The following is a 17,592-nucleotide window of genomic DNA, read 5'->3' as shown; positions in this document are numbered from 1 at the left end:
GGGTCTACCCATTCGTTCCCCAACGCCGCAGATGCAAACTGTGGGGGTGACCGATGGCCAACGGGTGGGCGGAGTCCGCAGCTTCCTGCCCGCGGTGGAGGGGATGCGCGCGTGCGCGGCCATGGGCGTGGTGGTCACCCACGTCGCGTTCCAGACCGGGCACTCCAGCGGGATCACCGGCCGGCTGTTCGGCCGCTTCGACCTGGCGGTCGCGGTGTTCTTCGCGCTGTCCGGTTTTCTGCTGTGGCGCGGGCACGCCGCGGCGGCGCGCGGCCTGCAGCCGCGGCCCCGCACGGGCCACTACCTGCGGTCCCGGGTGGTGCGCATCATGCCCGCCTACCTGGTGGCGGTCGTCGTGATCCTGTCGCTGCTGCCCGACGCCGATCACGCCAGCCCGACGGTGTGGCTGGCCAACCTGACCCTCACCCAGATCTATGTGCCCCTCACGCTGACCGGGGGGCTGACGCAGATGTGGAGCCTTTCGGTCGAGGTCAGCTTCTATCTGGCCCTGCCGATCCTGGCGCTGCTGGCCCGGCGCCTGCCGGTGGGCGCGCGGGTCCCGGCGATCGCCGCCCTGGCGGCGCTGAGCTGGGCGTGGGGCTGGGTGCCCATCCATTCCGGGTCCGGCACCAACCCGCTCAACTGGCCGCCGGCGTTCTTCTCCTGGTTCGCCGCGGGCATGCTGCTGGCGGAATGGGTGCACAGCCCGATCGACCTGCCGGCGCGGTTGGCGCGGCACCGTGTCGTGATGGCCGTCGTCGCCGTGCTGGCTTATCTGCTGGCGGCGTCCCCGCTTGCCGGGCCCGAGGGCCTGATTCCCGGCACCGCAACGCAGTTCGCGGTGAAGACGGCGGCGGGCTCGCTGGTGGCGTTCGCCTTGGTCGCCCCCCTGGTACTCGACCGGATCGACACGCCGCACCGGCTGCTCGGCAGCACCGTCATGGTGACGCTCGGGCGGTGGTCCTACGGCCTGTTCGTGTGGCACCTGGCAGCGCTGGCCATGGTGTTCCCGGTGCTCGGGACGTTCGCGTTCACCGGCCGGATGCCCGAGGTGCTGGCGCTGACGTTGCTCTTCGGGTGGGCGATCGCCGCGGTCAGCTACGGGCTGGTCGAATCGCCCTGCCGAGAAGCGTTGCGGCGCTGGGAGAAACGAGAGCGGCACGCCGAAATCGACGAAGCCGCCGACGCCGAGGCGGACGCGATCGCGCCCTAACCGGTGCGGTCCATCCACTCCTCGAGCGTGTCCGCGGACGGCAGGCAGATGGCCCGCTCGATCTTCTTGAACAGGTCGGCCCCGTACTCGACGGTGGACCGGACCAGGGTGCCCAGGGCCTCGACGTGGATGCCGTCGGTCAGCAGGTAGGCGTTCTCACCGACCACGCTCACTTGGGTCGGCACGGCGGTCTCGCGCACAAACGCCTTGGGCCAATGCGTTTCGCGATTCCAGTCGTTGACCAGTTCCATCAGCCGGGGCCGCTCGGTCGCGTCGTAGTGACCGGCGGGGCTGATCGAGATCTCGAAGATGTCCCGCCGCAACCCGTTGATCCGAAGGTTCACGTGCAGCCTGCCGCGCTCGTAGCTGGGCAGCATCATGAACTCCTCGCCGTCGTCGCTGCGGAAGAACCGCAGCTCGCGCGATCGCAGATAGCGTTCGATCAGCTCGGTGCTCAAGGGTTCGATCTGCATGCCCCGATGGTGGGGCCGCGGGCTTGGAGGATTCTTGGTGCCGGTCAGCCGGGTCAGCCGGGCGCTGCCGCCCCCAGCCGCTCGATGATCTCGGCGCGCACCGCCGATCGCCGGGCCTTGCCGGCGTCGTCGCGCAGCGGCGCATCGACGAATTCGACGAACGCCGGCACCTTGTATCCCGCGATGCGTTCGCGCAGGAACTCCTGGACGCCCGCGGCGTCCAGCGTGGAACCGTCCGCCGCATGCACCAGCGCGTAGGGCACCTGGCCCAGGTCGCCCGAATTCGGGTCGGGCACGCCGACGACGAGGCAGGACAGCACGTCGCGGTGCGCCGACAAGGTGTTCTCGATCTCGGCCGGGTAGACGTTGCGGCCACCCACGGTGAACATGTCCACCCGGCGGTCCGACAGGTAGAGGAAGCCGTCGGCATCGAAATGGCCAAGATCCCCAAGGGAATCCCAGCCGTCGCGGGACTTGGCGGTGGCTCCGACGTAGCGGTAGGTGGGCGCGCTGCCGGGCCCGGGCCGCATGTAGATCTCGCCGACCACGCCGGGCGGGCACGGGTTGCCGTCGTCGTCGAGCACCTGCATTTCCCCGGCGACCACCACGCCGACCGACCCGCGGTGGGTCAGCCACTGGTCCCCGGAGATGAAGGTGAGCGCCTGTAATTCGGTGCCGCCGTAGAGTTCCCAGACGACCTCGGGGCCCAGCAGGTCGATCCAGGCCTGCTTGATGGCCGGCGGGCACGGCGCCCCCATGTGCCAGAACCGGCGCAGCGACGACAGATCGTAGGACTTGGGATCGGCGTGATAGACCGGCAGCGTCCGCTGCATGATCGTGGGCACCGTGGTCAGGAACGTGACGCGGTGGTCGGTGATCAGCCGCAGGAATTCGTGCGGGTCGAACCGGCTCATCACCACCAGGTGATGGCGCATCAGCAGCGCGATGGTCGCGGTGGTGAACCCGGTGTTGTGGGACAGCGGGATCGGCACCAGCGTCGTGTCGCCGGGCTGCGCGCCCAGCGGGTAGCCGATGGCCGCGGGTATCCGGGTGTCGCCGGCGGACTCGATGAGCTTGGGCCGGCCGGTGCTGCCGCCGGAGCCCATCGCCTTCCACACCGGCGACACCGCTTCCGGCAACGGTGCGTCGGAGAATTCCGGGCCTGGCGTGAAACCGGTTGGCACGCTCGGTATTTCGGGATGCTCGCGCCCTACCAGCAATGCCGGCTGCCGCAGGTCCAGCAGCCCCTGCAGCTCCGTGTCGGGCAACCGCGCCGACAGCGGCTGCGGTACGGCGCCCAGCTTCCAGCACGCCACCGCCGCCTGGATCCACTCCACGGAGTTGGGCAACACCATGGTCACGTAGTCGCCGACGCCGACGCCGCGGTCGGCGTAGGCGCGGGCCAACCGGTTCGTCGAGGCGTCAAGTTCGGCGCGGGTGAGCGTCAGACCGCCGCAGGTGACGGCGGGCTCGTCGGGCGCGAGTTCGGCCAGGGCCGCGATCTGGGTGCCGATCGGCGGGACCGGCTCACTCATATGCGCCCTGCCGCTCGAAGATGCGGCGGGGGTTGTCGACCAGCATGGTCTTCAGTTGCTCGTCGGTGACTCCGCGCTCTTTGAGCGCGGGGATGACGTCGTTGTGGATGTGCAGGTAGTGCCAGTTCGGTGCCATCTGCGGCACCAACTCTTCGGGTAGCGCGTCGAAGTAGCAGTTGGCGTCATGGGAGAGCACCATCTTGTCGGCATGCCCGCGCTCGCACATCTGCGCCACGATCTTGACCCGTTCTTCGAACGGCGAGATCACGTCGAGTCCGAACCGGTCCATGCCGAGATAGGAACCCGGGGCGATGAGCTCTTCGAGGTACCCGATGTCGGTGCTGTCACCGGAGTGCCCGATGATCACTCGGCTCAGGTCGACACCCTCCTCCTCGAAGATGCGTTGCTGTTCGAGACCGCGGCGCAACCCGGCGTGGGTGTGCGTGGAGATCGGCACCCCGGTGCGCTTGTGCGCCTGGGCGACGGCGCGCAGCACCCGCTCGACGCCTGGGGTGATGCCCGGCTCGTCGGTGGCGCACTTGAGGATCCCGGCCTTGACGCCGGTGTCGGCGATGCCCTGCTCGATGTCGCGGACGAACATGTCGGTCATGACTTCCGGGCCGCCCAGCAAGCCGCCGGGGCCCTCGTAGTGGAACCGGAACGGGATGTCGTTGTAGGTGTAAAGACCCGTCGCCACAACGATATTCAGCTCGGTGGCCGCCGCGACGCGCGCGATGCGTGGAATGTAGCGGCCCAGGCCGATCACGGTCAGGTCGACGATCGTGTCGACCCCGCGGGACTTCAGCTCGTTGAGCCGATCGATGGCGTCGGCCACGCGCTTTTCTTCGTCGCCCCACGCATCGGGGTAATTCAGCGCGATCTCGGTGGTCATGATGAACACGTGCTCGTGCATGAGCGTCACGCCGAGATCGGAGGTATCGATGGCGCCGCGGGCGGTATTGAGTGCTGACACTCCACTGATGCTAGGTCGACTCGGTGGTCGGACAACAGTGCCGATTTGTTCCGGTCCGCCCCGACGGCCCCCGCGGTGCAGTACCGTCACCCTCGTCTTTGGCCGAACCCAGGGAGTCCTGCCATGTTGCTCAATCCCAACAACCTGCAACGCCAGTACCCGGATCGTCGTTCCGGAGAGATCATGGCCGCCACGGTCGACTTCTTCGAGTCGCGGGGCAAGGCGCGGCTGAAGCATGACGACCACGAACGCGTGTGGTATTCCGAGTTTTTGGACCACATCGGCCGCGAGCGCATCTTCGCCTCACTGCTGACGCCGTCCGAGTACGGCGCCGACGACTGCCGATGGGACACCTACCGGATCAGCGAGTTCGCCGAGATCGTGGGCTTCTACGGACTCAACTACTGGTACCCCTTCCAGGTGACGGCGCTGGGTCTGGGCCCGATCTGGATGAGCGACAACACCGACGCCAAGCGCAAGGCCGCCGCGCAACTCGAGGCCGGCGAGGTGTTCGCGTTCGGCTTGTCGGAGCAGACCCACGGCGCCGATGTCTACCAGACCGACATGATCCTGACGCCGTCAGAACACGGCTGGACCGCGAGCGGCGAGAAGTACTACATCGGTAACGCGAACGTGGCGCGGATGGTCTCGACCTTCGGCAAGATCGCGGGCTCCGACGAGTACGTGTTCTTCACCGCCGACTCCCAGCACGATCGGTACGACCTGATCAAGAACGTGGTGAACTCGCAGAACTACGTCGCCAACTACGCGCTGCGCGACTACCCGGTCACCGAGGCCGACATCCTGCACCGAGGCCAAGGGGCGTTCCACGCGGCCCTGAACACCGTCAATGTCTGCAAGTACAACCTGGGCTGGGGCGCGGTCGGCATGTGCACGCACGCCATGTACGAGGCGGTCACCCACGCCTCCAACCGCGTCTTGTACGGCACCGTCGTCACCGACTTCAGCCATGTGCGGCGGCTGCTCACCGACGCCTACGTCCGGCTGATCGCGATGAAGCTGGTCGCCACCCGCGCCTGCGACTACATGCGCAGTGCGTCGGCCGACGACCGCCGATACCTGCTCTACAGCCCGCTGACCAAAGCCAAGATCACCAGCGAAGGCGAGCGGGTGATCACCGCCCTATGGGACGTGATCGCCGCCAAGGGCGTCGAGAAGGACACCATCTTCGAGGCCATGACCCGCGAAATCGGTTTGCTGCCAAGGCTCGAAGGTACGGTGCACATCAACATCGGGTTGCTGGCCAAGTTCATGCCCAATTACCTGTTCGCGCCGAACGGCGATTTGCCATTGATCGGCCGCCGCGACGACGCGGTCGACGACTCGTTCCTGTTCAACCAGGGGCCGACCGGGGGCTTGGGCAAGGTGCGTTTCCACGATTGGCGGGCGCCGTTCGAAAGCTACGCGCATCTACCTAATGTCGCGCTGCTGCGCGAGCAGATCGACGTGCTGGCCGAGATGCTGGCCAGCGCCACCCCCGACGCCGCTCAGCAGAGGGACATCGATTTCGCGTTCGGGGTTGGGCAGCTGTTCGCCACGGTGCCCTACGCCCAGCTGATCTTGGAGGAGGCCCCGTTGTCCGGAGTGGACGAGGCGCTGATCGACGAGATCTTCGCCGTGCTGGTGCGTGACTTCAACGGCTATGCCGTCGAGCTGGCCGACAAGTCCGCCACGACCGACGCGCAGGCCCGCTTCGCGATGCGGATGATCCGGCGCCCGGTGTTCGACCACACGCGCTACGACCAGGTCTGGAAGGAACACATCCAGCCGATCAACGGCGCCTACCAGATGCGGCCGTAGGCGCGAGCGTCACGCCAGCGTGACGCTCGGGAGGCGGCGTCACGCCAGCGTGACGTTCGGCAGGATGACAACCGGCCTACCCTTGACTGTGACGCAGCTCACCGTAATATGACCAGTGGTCATCGACGCTAGGAGGCCGCATTGCCAACGGTGACTTGGGCACGGGTGGACCCCGCCCGCCGCGCCGCCATCATCGACGCCGCGGAACAGGAATTCGGAGCGCACGGGTTTTCCCGAGGCAGCCTCAACGTCATAGCCCGGCGGGCCGGCGTCGCGAAAGGCAGCCTCTTCCAGTACTTCGCGGACAAGCGCGACCTGTTCGCGTTCATCGCCGACATCGCCAGCCAGCGGGTGCGGGCGTACATGGAAGACCGCATCCGCGAGCTGGACCCGAGCCGGCCGTTCTTCGACTTCCTGACCGACTGGCTCGACGCGTGGGTGGCCTACTTCGCCGACCACCCGCACGAACGGGCGCTGCACGCCGCGGCGACCCTGGAAGTCGACACCGAGGCCCGCGTCAGCGTGCAGAACGTCATCCACCGGCACTACCTGGAGGTGATGCGGCCGCTCGTCCGCGACGCGAAGGCGCGCGGGGATCTGCGTGCCGACTCGGACACCGACGCGCTGTTGTCGTTGCTGCTGTTGATATTTCCGCACCTGGCGCTGGCGCCCTACATGCGCGGCCTGGACCCGATTCTCGGGCTCGACGAACCCACCCCCGAACAGCCCGCGCTGGCCGTGCGCCGGCTTGTCGGGGTGCTGGCGGCCGCCTTCGCTGCGGCGCCGCGCCCGCCCGTCCGCTCAGCCCCACAACAATCCGAGGAGATGACATGACACGCACGCATTCGGGCTCGATGGTCAAGGGGGGCCTCAACTGGGACAGCCTGCCGTTGCGGCTGTTCGCCGGCGGCAACGCGAAGTTCTGGAACCCGGCCGACATCGACTTCTCCCGCGACCGCGCCGACTGGGAGCGGCTGACCGACGACGAACGCCACTACGCCATCCGGCTGTGCGCCGAGTTCATCGCCGGTGAGGAAGCGGTGACCGAGGACATCCAGCCGTTCATGTCGGCGATGCGGGTCGAGGGTCGCCTCGGCGACGAAATGTACTTGACGCAGTTCGCTTTCGAGGAAGCCAAGCACGTCCAGGTCTTCCGCATGTGGCTCGACGCCGTCGGCGTCACCCACGACTTGCATCAGTACCTCGACGACATCCCCACCTATCGGACGATCTTCTACGAGGAGCTGCCCGACTGCCTCAACGCCTTGTCGGTCGACCCCTCACCGGCGGCGCAGGTGCGGGCCTCGGTGACCTACAACCACATGGTCGAAGGGATGCTGGCGCTCACGGGCTACTTCGGCTGGCACAAGATCTGCGTGGAGCGCGGCATCCTGCCCGGCATGCAGGAGTTGGTCCGGCGGATCGGCGACGACGAGCGGCGCCACATGGCGTGGGGGACCTTCACCTGCCGCCGCCACGTCGCCGCCGACGACGCCAACTGGGGCGTCTTCGAGACGCGCATGAACGAGCTGATGCCATTGGGGTTGCGCCTCATCGAGGAGGGCTTCTCCCTGTACGACCCGATGCCGTTCGGCCTGTCGGTGGACGAGTTCATGCAGTACGCGGCCGACAAGGGCATGCGCCGCTTCGGCACCATCTCCAGCGCCCGCGGGCGGCCGCTGGAAGAGATCGACCTGGACTACTCGCCGCTGCAGCTCGAGGACACCTTCGCCGACGAGGACGAGAAGGCCCTGGCCGCCGCGTCCGCCTGAGGCGGCGATTCGACCTTGCTGCCCCCGGCGGCGTCACCGGCGTCGACGATGGTGGCGACCCGTCCCCCGCAAGCGGGAGGTGCCCCCAGCGCCCGGCTATGCCGCGCTTGCGATCGCCACTAACCGACCCACACCGTCTTGGCGTTGACGAACGCGCGGATGCCGAGGCCGGCGAGCTCGCGGCCGTACCCGGAACGCTTGACGCCGCCGAACCCCAGCTCGGGGTAGGACACCGTCATGCCGTTGATGAAGACCTGGCCGGCCTCGATGTCGTCGATGAAGCGCTGCTGCTCGGCCTCGTCGTTGGTCCAGGCATTGGAGCCCAACCCGAACGCGGTGGCGTTGGCGATCTCGATCGCTTCGTCGATGTCCTTGGCCCGGTACATCGAGGCCACCGGTCCGAACACCTCTTCGGTGTAGAGCGCCATGTCCTTGGTGATGTCGGTGACCACCGTCGGCGGGTAGAACCAGCCCGGCCCGTCGATGGGCTTGCCCCCGAGCCGGATCGTGGCGCCCGCCGCGGCCGCTTCGTCCACCTGCTTGACGATGTCGTCGCGGCCGGACTCGGTGGCCAGCGGGCCCACGTCGGTGTCCGGGTCGGTCGGGTCGCCCACCTTGAGCGCCTGCATCCGCTCGGTGAACTTGTCGACGAACGCGTCGTAGATGTCGGTGTGAACGATGAACCGCTTCGCCGCGATGCAGGACTGGCCGTTGTTCTGGACGCGCGCGGTGACCGCGGTCTTGGCGGCCTCGTCCAGGTTCGCCGACGGCATGACGATGAACGGGTCGCTGCCGCCGAGCTCGAGCACGGTGGGTTTGATCTCGTCACCGGCGATGGCCGCGACCGACTGCCCGGCCGGCTCGCTGCCGGTCAGGGTGGCGGCCGCGACCCGCGGGTCGCGCAGGATGCGCTCGACGGCACTGGACGAGACCAGCAGCGTCTGGAAGCAGCCGTCGGGGAAGCCACCGCGGGCGATGACGTCGGCCAGGTAGAGCGCGGACTGCGGCACGTTCGAGGCGTGCTTGAGGATGCCGACGTTGCCGGCCATCAGGGCCGGCGCGGCGAACCGGACGGCCTGCCACAGCGGGAAGTTCCACGGCATGATGGCCAGCACCACCCCGAGCGGTTGGTAGCGGGTGTAGGCCCGCTTGGCGCCGACCGCCTGCGCGTCGGCCGGCTCGTCGGCCAGCAGCTGTTCGGCGTTCTCCGCGTAGTAACGAAAGCCCTTGGCGCACTTGAGCGCCTCGGCCTTGGCCGACTTGAGCGTCTTGCCCATCTCCAGGGTCATCATCGCGGCGACGTCGTCGGCCTCCTTCTCCAAGAGGTCGGCGGTCGCGTTTGCCCACTGCGCGCGCTGGGCAAAGGTGGTGTTATGGCGGTAGTCCTGGAACCGGGCGTACGCGCGGGCGATGGCCGCGTCGACTTCCTCGTCGGTTGCCGGGGTGAAGGTCTTCACCGTCTCGCCGGTGGCCGGGTTGATCGTGGCGATGGGCACGCTGCAATCCTTCGCTTCGGGGTTGGTAAGAGGTGCAACACCCAGCCTGCCACTATCGTTCCCCCAAGGGAGGTGCCGGATGAGTAAAGCCGCCGAACTGATGGTCAAGTGCCTGGAAAACGAGGGTGTTTCCGTGGTGTTCGGACTGCCGGGGGAGGAGAACATCCGCTTCGTGCAGGCGCTGGCCGCGTCCAGCATCCGCTACGTGCTCACCCGGCACGAGCAGGGCGCGGCCTTCATGGCCGAGATGTACGGGCGCGTCACCGGGCGGGCGGCGGTGGTCTCGAGCACTCTGGGCCCCGGCGCGATCAACATGCAACTCGGGGTGGCCGACGCCACCACCAACAGCACCCCGCTGGTCGCGATCTCCGCGCAAGTGGGCCACGACCGGGAGTTCAAGGAGTCGCACCAGTACGTCGACCTGGTGTCGATGTTCGCGCCCATCACCCGGTGGGCCGCCGGAGTCCCGACCGCGCGCGCCATCCCCGAGATGTTCCGCAAGGCGTTCAAGGTCGCCGAGACCGAACGCCCGGCGGCGGTGTACGTGGCCGTCCCCGAGCACATCGACGCCGACGAAACCGACTATGACTTGACGCCGTTGCCGCGCAACGTCGTTCGCGCCGACGCGCCCGCACCCGGCCAGGTGGAGCGCGCGGTCGACATCCTGCGCCAGGCCAAGCGGCCGGTGGTGCTGGCCGGGCACGGCGCCGCGCGCGGCAACGCCACCGCGGCCCTGGTGCGGTTCTCCGAGGAATTCGGCATCCCCGTCGCCAACACCTTCCACGGCAAGGGTGTCATGCCCGATGACCACCCCAACAGCATCGGAACCCTCGGGTTCATGCGGCATGACTACGTGAACTTCGGCTTCGACAACGCTGACGTGGTGATCGCCGTGGGCTACGAGCTGCAAGAGTTCGACCCCGTCCGGATCAACCCGCAGGCCGACAAGAAGATCATCCACATCCACCGGTTCCCGGCCGAGGTCGACGCCCACTATTCGGTGGACGTCGGGATCATCGGCGACATCAGCGCTTCCCTGGATGCGCTGACGGACGGGCTGGACGGCCACGCCTACGAGGCCGATCCGGAGGTTCCGGGGCACGGCCTGCTCGCCGAGGAATTCGCTCGGGGGCAAGAGGATTCACGCTATCCGCTGGCCCCGGCTCGGGTGGTGGCCGACACGCGGGCGGCGCTGGGCCGCAGCGACGTGGTCCTGGTGGACACCGGCGCCACCAAGATGTGGATGGCGCGGCTCTACCCGACGTACGAGTGCAATACCTGTCTGGTGTCAAACGGCTTGTCCACCATGGGGTTTGCGCTGCCGGGTGCACTCGGCGTCAAGCTGGCCCGACCAGAGTCGAAGGTGTTGGCCGTCGTCGGTGACGGCGCGTTCCTGATGAACTCACAGGAGATCGAGACCGCCGTCCGCGAGCGGATACCGCTGGTGGTGCTGATCTGGGAGGACGGCGGTTACGGCCTGATCGAGTGGAAGATGGACCTCGAACTCGGGGCCCACTACTACGTGAAGTTCGGCAACCCCGACGTGGTGAAGTACGCGGAAAGTTTTGGCGCCAAGGGTTATCGGATCTCTCATGCCGAGGAACTGCTGCCGACGCTGCGGGCCGCCTTAGCGGATGACGGCGTCTCGGTGATCGCCTGCCCGGTCGATTACTCGGAGAATTTGCGGCTGACCGATCGGCTGGGCGAGCTGGACGAGACGCTGTGATTCACGGGCACATCCAGGCCAACGGCGGACAGACGCCCGTGTTCGGCGGCAGCCGCAATCCCGGCGGCTGCCCTTGCACAATGAGCGCGGGCAGGCCGGAGTCGGGCGCGAAGTAATAGGTGTGGCAGACGTTGCGGTCCCAGTCCGGCATCCGGCGCATCTCGCCCAGGTTCGGGCACCACATCTGGCTGCAGATGTGTGAGGTGTAGCAAGCCGGCGGTCCCTCGGGCGGCGCGCACTCGGGCGGCTGATTACCGCCGTTGTTCGTGGAGCACACGGCGTGGGCGGTACCCGGACCGAGCATGAGGTCCGCCGTCCACAGCGAGCCGGAGAGCGCCAGCAGGGTTGCCAACCCCGCGATCGCTGGTCTCATGGTCGGATCCTTCGCCGCGGCCCGCTGCTGTGGCGAGGGGCTTAAGTCCTCACATCACAGGACGGGCCCGAAGGCCCTATCGATCGGGTCGCCGGGCGCGGAGCCTTAAGACATGAGGCCGACCCGGCATCTCCACAAGCGGTTGGGTGGCGCCGCTGCCGCGGCGACCCTGTTCGCGGTGGCCCTGTTCGCGGTGGCGCCTGCGGGGACGGCGGGCGCCGTCTACCCCGGCGTTCCGGAGTGGTATTCGCAGGCCGAAGAGCACCTGGCGCACACGACGAAGTTCATGCAGGCGGCAGTCGACGCGATCGAAGCCAACGACATCAACGCTCTACGGGCGGCCTGCTCGGCGGTCCACGACGAACAAGCCATCGGCCTGCAGGCCCATCTGCCCACGCCGGACCCCGCCCTGACCACCGCCTTGCAAAAGCAGATCAACGACTTTCACACTGCGATGCACATGTGCATGTCGTTGGGGCCGAACTCCACCCCGGTCGATCTCGATCTGGCGGACTCGTATGCGCACCAGGCGATTGAGGATCTCAAGACGGTCAACGACATTCTGGTCGAGGACCTGAGTTGAGGGCATCGCCCCAAATACGCAGATCTTTGCGCGAGTGTGCAGGTCTTTCTGTCCGTGGGGTGGCTGGTTTGGTGGTTTGAGTCCACCTGGTCATCCCGACGCGGCATAGCCTGGGCCGCGCTTCGCTAAGGTTTCGTCTGTGTCGTTGTGGCTGTCGCTGAGACCCTGGTGGCTGCAGTGGCCGTTGTACGCCCTGGCGGTGATGCTGGGCCTGGCACCGCTCGTGATGATCGGCGACTACCCCAGCGGGCCGTCCCGGTCGCACTGGACCAGCGCACCGTGGTGGATCACCGTCGCGATCGTCGCACTGGTGATCGGCTTGGCCACCGCGCTCGGCTCGGTGCGCCGCATGGCGGGGCTGCGGCCCACACTCGGAACGCTGTCATTCGCCGAATGTCGCCACGTGTCCGAGGCGATGCGTTCGGGCGCCCTTCCCGATGATCCGGCAACGCGTGACGCGGCGAGGCAACTGATCGAGCGGGCCCGCGACTCGATCACGGGTTCCGCCAAACTGATGATCACCGCTTGCTGGATTCTCGTTTCGGTGCAGGTTTTCGGCTTCATCGGTGACGCAAAGCATTTCACGTTGCGAAGCCTGTTGCTGGCGGTGGCGTTCGCGTATCTCGCCGGCTACTACTGGTACTACCCGCGTCTGCTCGACGCGCGGTTGCAACTGCTCGACGAGCCCGCGGCCCGTTAGCCCCGTCCTGTTGCGGAATCCGCCGCCGCCAGCGCCATCGGCCGGACGTACCCGCCGATCAGCGTTCGATGCCACCAGGCTCGCTCACGGCGCAGCTCGGCGGGCGTCGTGAAGCGATATTCGTACAGCAGCGCGCGCACGTAACGCGGCGGCGCATCCGGAAATGGGTTGCGCCGCAACAAGCGCAGTGTGGGCCGGTCGTTGCACAGCAGCCGCTGCAGGAACGGCGTCAGCCACGGCTGCGCGTAGGCGGGCGAGATGGCGGCGAACCACATCAGCCAGTCCAGCCGCAGGTGGTACGGCGCCCACTGGCGGGGGAGCCGGCGCACGGCGCCGGGCTTGCCCTTGAATTCGTATTCCTTCCAGACGGTCTGCTCGGTGGGGTGAGCTTCGTCGGTGCCTTCGATCACCACCTCGCGGCGAACGCGACCGATGCTGCCGAACGCGCCGTAGGTATTGACCAAATGAAAAGAGTTGAACGACATGTTCATTCGCTGCCGTTTGGACAACATGTTGCGCACCGGCCAGTAGCTCATGAACAACACCGCCGCGGTGAACGCGATCACCAGCGCGGCGAACCACACCGGCGTCGCCGAGAACGCCGGATGAAGGCGCGCCCTGAACCACGAGTCGTCGATGGCGCTGCACGCCAACAGGATCGTCACCCAGTTGAGCCAGGCGAAGTTGCCCGACGCGACCAGCCACAGTTGGGTGACGACGATGATCGCCGCCGCGACGCCGGCCACCGGTTGCGGCGCGAACAGCCCGAACGGCACGATCAGCTGCGAGAAGTGGTTGCCCGCCACCTCAATTCGATGCAGCGGCTTCGGCAGGTGGTGGAAGAACCAGCTCAACGGCCCGGGCAGCGGCTGCGTCTCGTGGTGGTAGTACAGACACGTCAGGTCGCGCCAGCACGGGTCGCCGCGCATCTTGATCAACCCGGCGCCGAACTCGACCCGGAACAGCAGCAACCGGACCATCCACAGCGTCAACACCGGCGGCGCCACTTGGGAATTGCCGAGAAAGATCATCAAAAAGCCGGTCTCGAGCAGCAGCGACTCCCAGCCGAACGCGTACCAGGTCTGCCCGACGTTGACGATCGACAGGTAGAGCACCCATAGCGTCAGCCACATCAACATCGCGGCCCACAGCGGCACGGCATCGGCAGCGCCGGCGACGACCGCCGCCGACAGAACCGCCCCGAACCAGGCCACCGCCGAGAACAGGCGATCGGAGTACCGCAGGTGAAACAGGCTGGGGGTCCGCCAGAACGACTGCCCGGCCAAAAACCGCGGGATGGGCTGCATTCCGTGCTCGCCGATGAGCGCCCGGAACTGCGCCGCGGCCGCGACGAACGCAAGCAGGTAGACCACCGCGGCGCCCCGCTCGAGCACCTCTCTGCCGAGCCAATATTCGGGTGCGGAAAACCAGCCCATGGCCGTAACTCCTCGGACGGTGTCGGTCACACAGACCCGCATATCCAGTCAATCAGCCGGCAAACGGCCAACCAATACCCTCGACGGCTATTCGTCACCTGGCCCACGGGCCCGATCGGGCAGCGCCACCGCGGACGCGGCGAGCGCCGCGAGCGAAATCAGCGCCAGCAGCTGCACATTCGCGGAATGGCCGGCGTAGCCGTCCACCGATCGCCAGGGATGGCGCGAGAGCACGGCCCCGGCCAGGATCAGACCGCCCGCGCTCAGCGCCATCGCGGCGCCGTCGAAGCGGCGGCGCAGCGCGTATCGCAGCCCCAACGCCGCACCCACCACGACGACGCCCGCCGCCCCGGCGACCACCGCCGCGGCGGCCACCACCGCGACCGCCGCCCACGCCCCCGGGTTCCACGGCCGGGCGGGCGCATCGTCGGCGCGCCGGCTGCGGGTGCGCCACAGCGCGAGCAGGGCCAACAGCGGCAGCAAGGCCAGACCGACCGCGAGCCCCGCGCGGTAGGGCGCGTTGGACGGGAAGGTCAGCGTGATGGTGCCGGGGTCCCCCGGGGGCACCACCCAGCCCTGCTGCCAGCCGTTGACGGCGACCGGGGTCAGCCGGGTCCCGCTGCTGGTGCGCGCGACCCAGCCGGGGTTGATGCTTTCGGGGACGACCAGCACCCGCGAGGTGGACGACGGCGGCGCCTGCACCTCGCGCCGGTCCGGCCCCCACGCCCGCCACACCGGAACCGCGACGGCGGCGGGCGCGACTGGCGCGGCCGCGCGCGAGGTCAGCTCGGCGCCGTCGACGACGAACTGGGCGCCCGGGCTGATCAGCAGCTCCTGTTGGCCCGCAGGCAGCGCGACCGGGTCGGGGTCGCACGCGCGCGCGGCGATGGGCTCGCCGCCGAGCAGCGCGCCCACGGTGGTGCGGATCGATGTGTGCACGAACCGGCCCGCGACCGCGATCACCGGGCCGTGGTCGCAGTCGACCGTGATCTCGCGCCCGCGGTTGCGGGCGGCGTCGGCGGGCGCGATCGGGTTGCCGTCGGCGCCGAGCGCCGACAGTTCGGCCAGCCCCGGCGGCTTGAGCTGGTCGAAGCCCAGCGCGTTGCGGTCGATGACGTCTTCCCAATTCAGCAGGCTCACGGTGACGCTGTCGGTCACCCGCGGGTTCAGCGAAAGTGTCTGCGGTTCACCGGGTTTCAACGAACGCACCTGCGGGCCGTCGCCCAGGTCGACCGCCACCATCGTCGGGTGGGCGGGCAGCGCCGAGCGGCTGGGCACCAACCGCAGGCCGGTGACCTCGGTGGGCCGCGGCAGAGTGAGCGTCAGCGTGGGCGGGGTCTTGTGCTGCACCACCCGCTGCGGCGCCGTCCACGCGGTGGACGGGTCGCCGTCGGTCGCCGCAAACGTCGAGCCGAGGACGTCGACCATGTCGGAGTCGCCCCTCGCCCGCGTGGTGCCCGGCTCGGCGATCAGGTCGGCCAGCTTGGGGCCCTGGCGCGGCCTTACCCACACCAGCGGCGTCACCGACATCGGCGCCGGAACGGTCAGCGTCCGGCTCAGATTGACCGGCTCCTCGGGCGCCAGGGCCATCGACGGCGCGCAGCGCACGCCATCGGGCGCCGTCGCGCAACCCGGCCTGCCGAGCAGCTCCGAACCCAGGTCCCAGCCGGTGATCGACGAACCGGTCGGGGGCCCGGGGACCCGCACGGTGTGCCGCAGCTCGACCGGGTGGGCGAATCCGGACGCGTCGTATTGGGTGATCGAGAGGTCGGTGATGCCGAATTGCACACCCGGCGAGCCGTCGTCGGTGCCCGCGGCGGTAATCCGCACCCAGGGCGTCTCGCCGTAGGGCAGTGCGGAGGCGAGCGGCTTGCCCGGCTCGTCGAACCGCAGGGTGGTGCTACCGGTCGCCGTCTCGATCAGGATGCGGCGCACCTGGGCGCCGACGGCGGTGGCGCTCGGCGTCAGGGTGAGCGCCGCGTTGGTCACCGGATGGTCGAAATCGACCTGCAGCCACTGGCCGACGGCCGCCTGCAGCGAGTTGGACACCCACGCGGTCGCGGGGTCGCCGTCGATGGCGGCGACGGGCGCGGTCGCCGGCGCGACGTCGGGCATGGCCGTGGAGTCCGACGACGAGCTCGACACCGTGATCCGGCCCCCGGTCCACGCGCCGACGACCGGGTCCGCGCCCGGGACGGGATAGTCGGGCACCCGGTTGTAGGTATGCCGCGCGTCGCCCGGCGCACGGACGGCCGACGAATGCTGGTCCACCCGCCCGTAGTCGGTCTCGCGGGAGACCGGGGTATCGGTGACGGTCACGGTCGGCGCCGGAATGTCGGCCGCGCGAGCGTCGGCGGACATCAGCACCGGACCCAACGGCGGCTGATTCTGCAGCCGGCGCCGCTCGTCGAGGCGCAGCAGCACCTCCGGCCCGCCGTCGACCCGGGGCAGCCGGTCGACGTCGGCGAAGTACGGCGCTCCGGAACCGCCGGCGACCCGGTAGACCTCAACGGCCGGATATCTGGGCCGCAGGCCGCTGTCGGCGACGAAGCCCGCGAGGGTGCCGGGGCCCACCGGCTCGCCGAACTGAGCCACCTTCTGCAGGCCCGCGGACCCGTCGACGACGCGGTGCACCAGGATGGGCCGCGCCGAGCGCGACGTATCCGGATCCAGGTCGTTGCGCAACACCAGATACGAAATACCTTGGCGGGCAAGCGTATCCGCCAGCCCCGCCGATGGGCGCCCGGCGGCGAAGAGGCGCTGCACCGAATCCAGCGCCCGGATGGTTTGCGGCGGCGTCAGCGGGATGGAGTCGCGCACGCCCCACGGGCTGCCGCCGAGCACCTGCAGCGGCTCGTCGTGGCTGGTGCCCCACACCTGGGTGGCGAACGGCGCCCCCGGGACCACCAGCACCCGGCCGGGCACCGGGGTGCCCGTGTTGTGCCGGTCGAGCCAGTCGGCGGTTTCCTGCCAGTAGCGGGGTATCGCGCTGAAGGTGCCGGGCGGGGTCAGCCGGCCCGTCCACGCCAGGGAGGTGCTCACCAGCAGCGCCGTCAGCACGACGATCGCGACGGCCACCCGCCTGTCGCGCTCTGGGTGGGCGAACGCGCGCAGCCATCGGGAGGCGGGCCCCCACCCGGGCAGCGGGACCCGGCCCAACACCTGGGCGACGCCCAGCACGATCGGGATCCGGACCACCGACCCCAGCTTGTGCACGTTGCGCAGCGGCGCGCCGCCGGCATCCAGGAACGTCTGCACCGCGTGCGCCACCGGCGAGCCGAGCCCGCCGCTGTAGCCGGCGGCCATCAGCACCACCCCGGCCACCAGCATGGTCACCAACCGCCCGCGGGCCGGCATCGCCGGACTCGCCAGCCCCGCCAGCCCGGCTGCCGCGACCAGGCAGGTGGCCAGGACGGCCGCCGACCCGGTCACCAGCGGCGCGCCGGCGGTCGCGGTCGGCGCCACGTACGGGGTCCAGCTGTCGGTGCCGC

At 68.8% G+C, this 17,592-nt stretch carries 14 protein-coding genes; 7 read left to right on the top strand and 7 right to left on the bottom strand.

Translation table 11 applies throughout. The annotated features are described in order from the left end of the window. The first annotated feature begins 31 nt into the window (after positions 1-31). A complete protein-coding gene (locus tag A5691_RS23555; RefSeq protein WP_156669884.1) occupies positions 32-1,213 on the top strand; it encodes an acyltransferase in 1,182 nt (393 codons plus the stop codon). On the opposite strand, the gene A5691_RS23550 is transcribed toward A5691_RS23555, so the two are convergent. The 3 genes from A5691_RS23550 to A5691_RS23540 are packed head-to-tail and all read right to left on the bottom strand — an operon-like array spanning position 1,210 to position 4,194. After that, positions 1,210-1,686 carry a YbjN domain-containing protein gene (locus A5691_RS23550; protein ID WP_067748244.1) on the bottom strand — a complete coding sequence of 159 codons (477 nt, stop codon included), beginning with the start codon at positions 1,684-1,686 and terminating at the stop codon, positions 1,210-1,212. The genes A5691_RS23555 and A5691_RS23550 overlap by 4 nt on opposite strands. Before the next feature lie 53 nt (positions 1,687-1,739). Then, positions 1,740-3,221, bottom strand: a complete 1,482-nt coding sequence (locus tag A5691_RS23545) for an AMP-binding protein (RefSeq protein ID WP_068016205.1) — start codon at positions 3,219-3,221, stop codon at positions 1,740-1,742. Next, positions 3,214-4,194, bottom strand: a complete 981-nt coding sequence (locus A5691_RS23540) for a phosphotriesterase (RefSeq protein WP_068016211.1) — start codon at positions 4,192-4,194, stop codon at positions 3,214-3,216. The genes A5691_RS23545 and A5691_RS23540 overlap by 8 nt, the downstream gene beginning before the upstream one ends. Before the next feature lie 123 nt (positions 4,195-4,317). On the opposite strand from A5691_RS23540, the gene A5691_RS23535 reads away from it, so the two are divergent. The 3 genes from A5691_RS23535 (at position 4,318) to A5691_RS23525 (ending at position 7,787) form a co-directional block, all read left to right on the top strand. After that, on the top strand, positions 4,318-6,015 hold the full coding sequence (locus tag A5691_RS23535) for an acyl-CoA dehydrogenase family protein (RefSeq protein ID WP_067748238.1): 1,698 nt from the start codon (positions 4,318-4,320) through the stop codon (positions 6,013-6,015). A 141-nt stretch (positions 6,016-6,156) separates the two neighbouring features. After that, positions 6,157-6,849 carry a TetR/AcrR family transcriptional regulator gene (locus A5691_RS23530; RefSeq protein WP_067891128.1) on the top strand — a complete coding sequence of 231 codons (693 nt, stop codon included), beginning with the start codon at positions 6,157-6,159 and terminating at the stop codon, positions 6,847-6,849. After that, positions 6,846-7,787, top strand: a complete 942-nt coding sequence (locus tag A5691_RS23525; RefSeq protein WP_068016214.1) for a R2-like ligand-binding oxidase — start codon at positions 6,846-6,848, stop codon at positions 7,785-7,787. Before A5691_RS23530 ends, A5691_RS23525 begins: the two co-directional genes overlap by 4 nt. 119 nt (positions 7,788-7,906) lie before the next feature. Here A5691_RS23525 and A5691_RS23520 read toward each other — a convergent pair whose 3' ends face one another. After that, a complete protein-coding gene (locus A5691_RS23520) occupies positions 7,907-9,283 on the bottom strand; it encodes an NADP-dependent succinic semialdehyde dehydrogenase (RefSeq protein WP_068016216.1) in 1,377 nt (458 codons plus the stop codon). A gap of 79 nt (positions 9,284-9,362) precedes the next feature. Here A5691_RS23520 and A5691_RS23515 point away from each other — a divergent pair, with 79 nt between their 5' ends. After that, positions 9,363-11,009 (top strand): acetolactate synthase large subunit, encoded by a 1,647-nt coding sequence (locus A5691_RS23515; protein WP_067748228.1) that lies wholly within the window; start codon positions 9,363-9,365, stop codon positions 11,007-11,009. Between the two features lies 1 nt (position 11,010). On the opposite strand, the gene A5691_RS23510 is transcribed toward A5691_RS23515, so the two are convergent. Further along, positions 11,011-11,382 (bottom strand): hypothetical protein, encoded by a 372-nt coding sequence (locus A5691_RS23510; RefSeq protein ID WP_067779131.1) that lies wholly within the window; start codon positions 11,380-11,382, stop codon positions 11,011-11,013. Between the two features lie 112 nt (positions 11,383-11,494). On the opposite strand from A5691_RS23510, the gene A5691_RS23505 reads away from it, so the two are divergent. Then, the gene (locus tag A5691_RS23505) at positions 11,495-11,965 is read left to right on the top strand and encodes a hypothetical protein (RefSeq protein WP_068016218.1); all 471 of its coding nucleotides are present in this window, start codon (positions 11,495-11,497) and stop codon (positions 11,963-11,965) included. A 139-nt stretch (positions 11,966-12,104) separates the two neighbouring features. Continuing rightward, positions 12,105-12,665: a hypothetical protein gene (locus A5691_RS23500; RefSeq protein WP_068016221.1), complete on the top strand. Its 561-nt coding sequence runs from the start codon at positions 12,105-12,107 to the stop codon at positions 12,663-12,665. On the opposite strand, the gene A5691_RS23495 is transcribed toward A5691_RS23500, so the two are convergent. Next, the gene (locus A5691_RS23495; protein ID WP_068016225.1) at positions 12,662-14,101 is read right to left on the bottom strand and encodes a lipase maturation factor family protein; all 1,440 of its coding nucleotides are present in this window, start codon (positions 14,099-14,101) and stop codon (positions 12,662-12,664) included. The genes A5691_RS23500 and A5691_RS23495 overlap by 4 nt on opposite strands. A gap of 87 nt (positions 14,102-14,188) precedes the next feature. Beyond that, positions 14,189-17,592 (bottom strand): alpha-(1->3)-arabinofuranosyltransferase family protein (locus tag A5691_RS23490; protein ID WP_068266801.1); only part of this gene is annotated, 3,404 nt, incomplete at its 5' end.

The organism is Mycobacterium sp. E183 (genome assembly GCF_001667735.1).
Classification (GTDB): domain Bacteria; phylum Actinomycetota; class Actinomycetes; order Mycobacteriales; family Mycobacteriaceae; genus Mycobacterium.
This window is presented reverse-complemented; position numbering and strand designations above follow the sequence as displayed.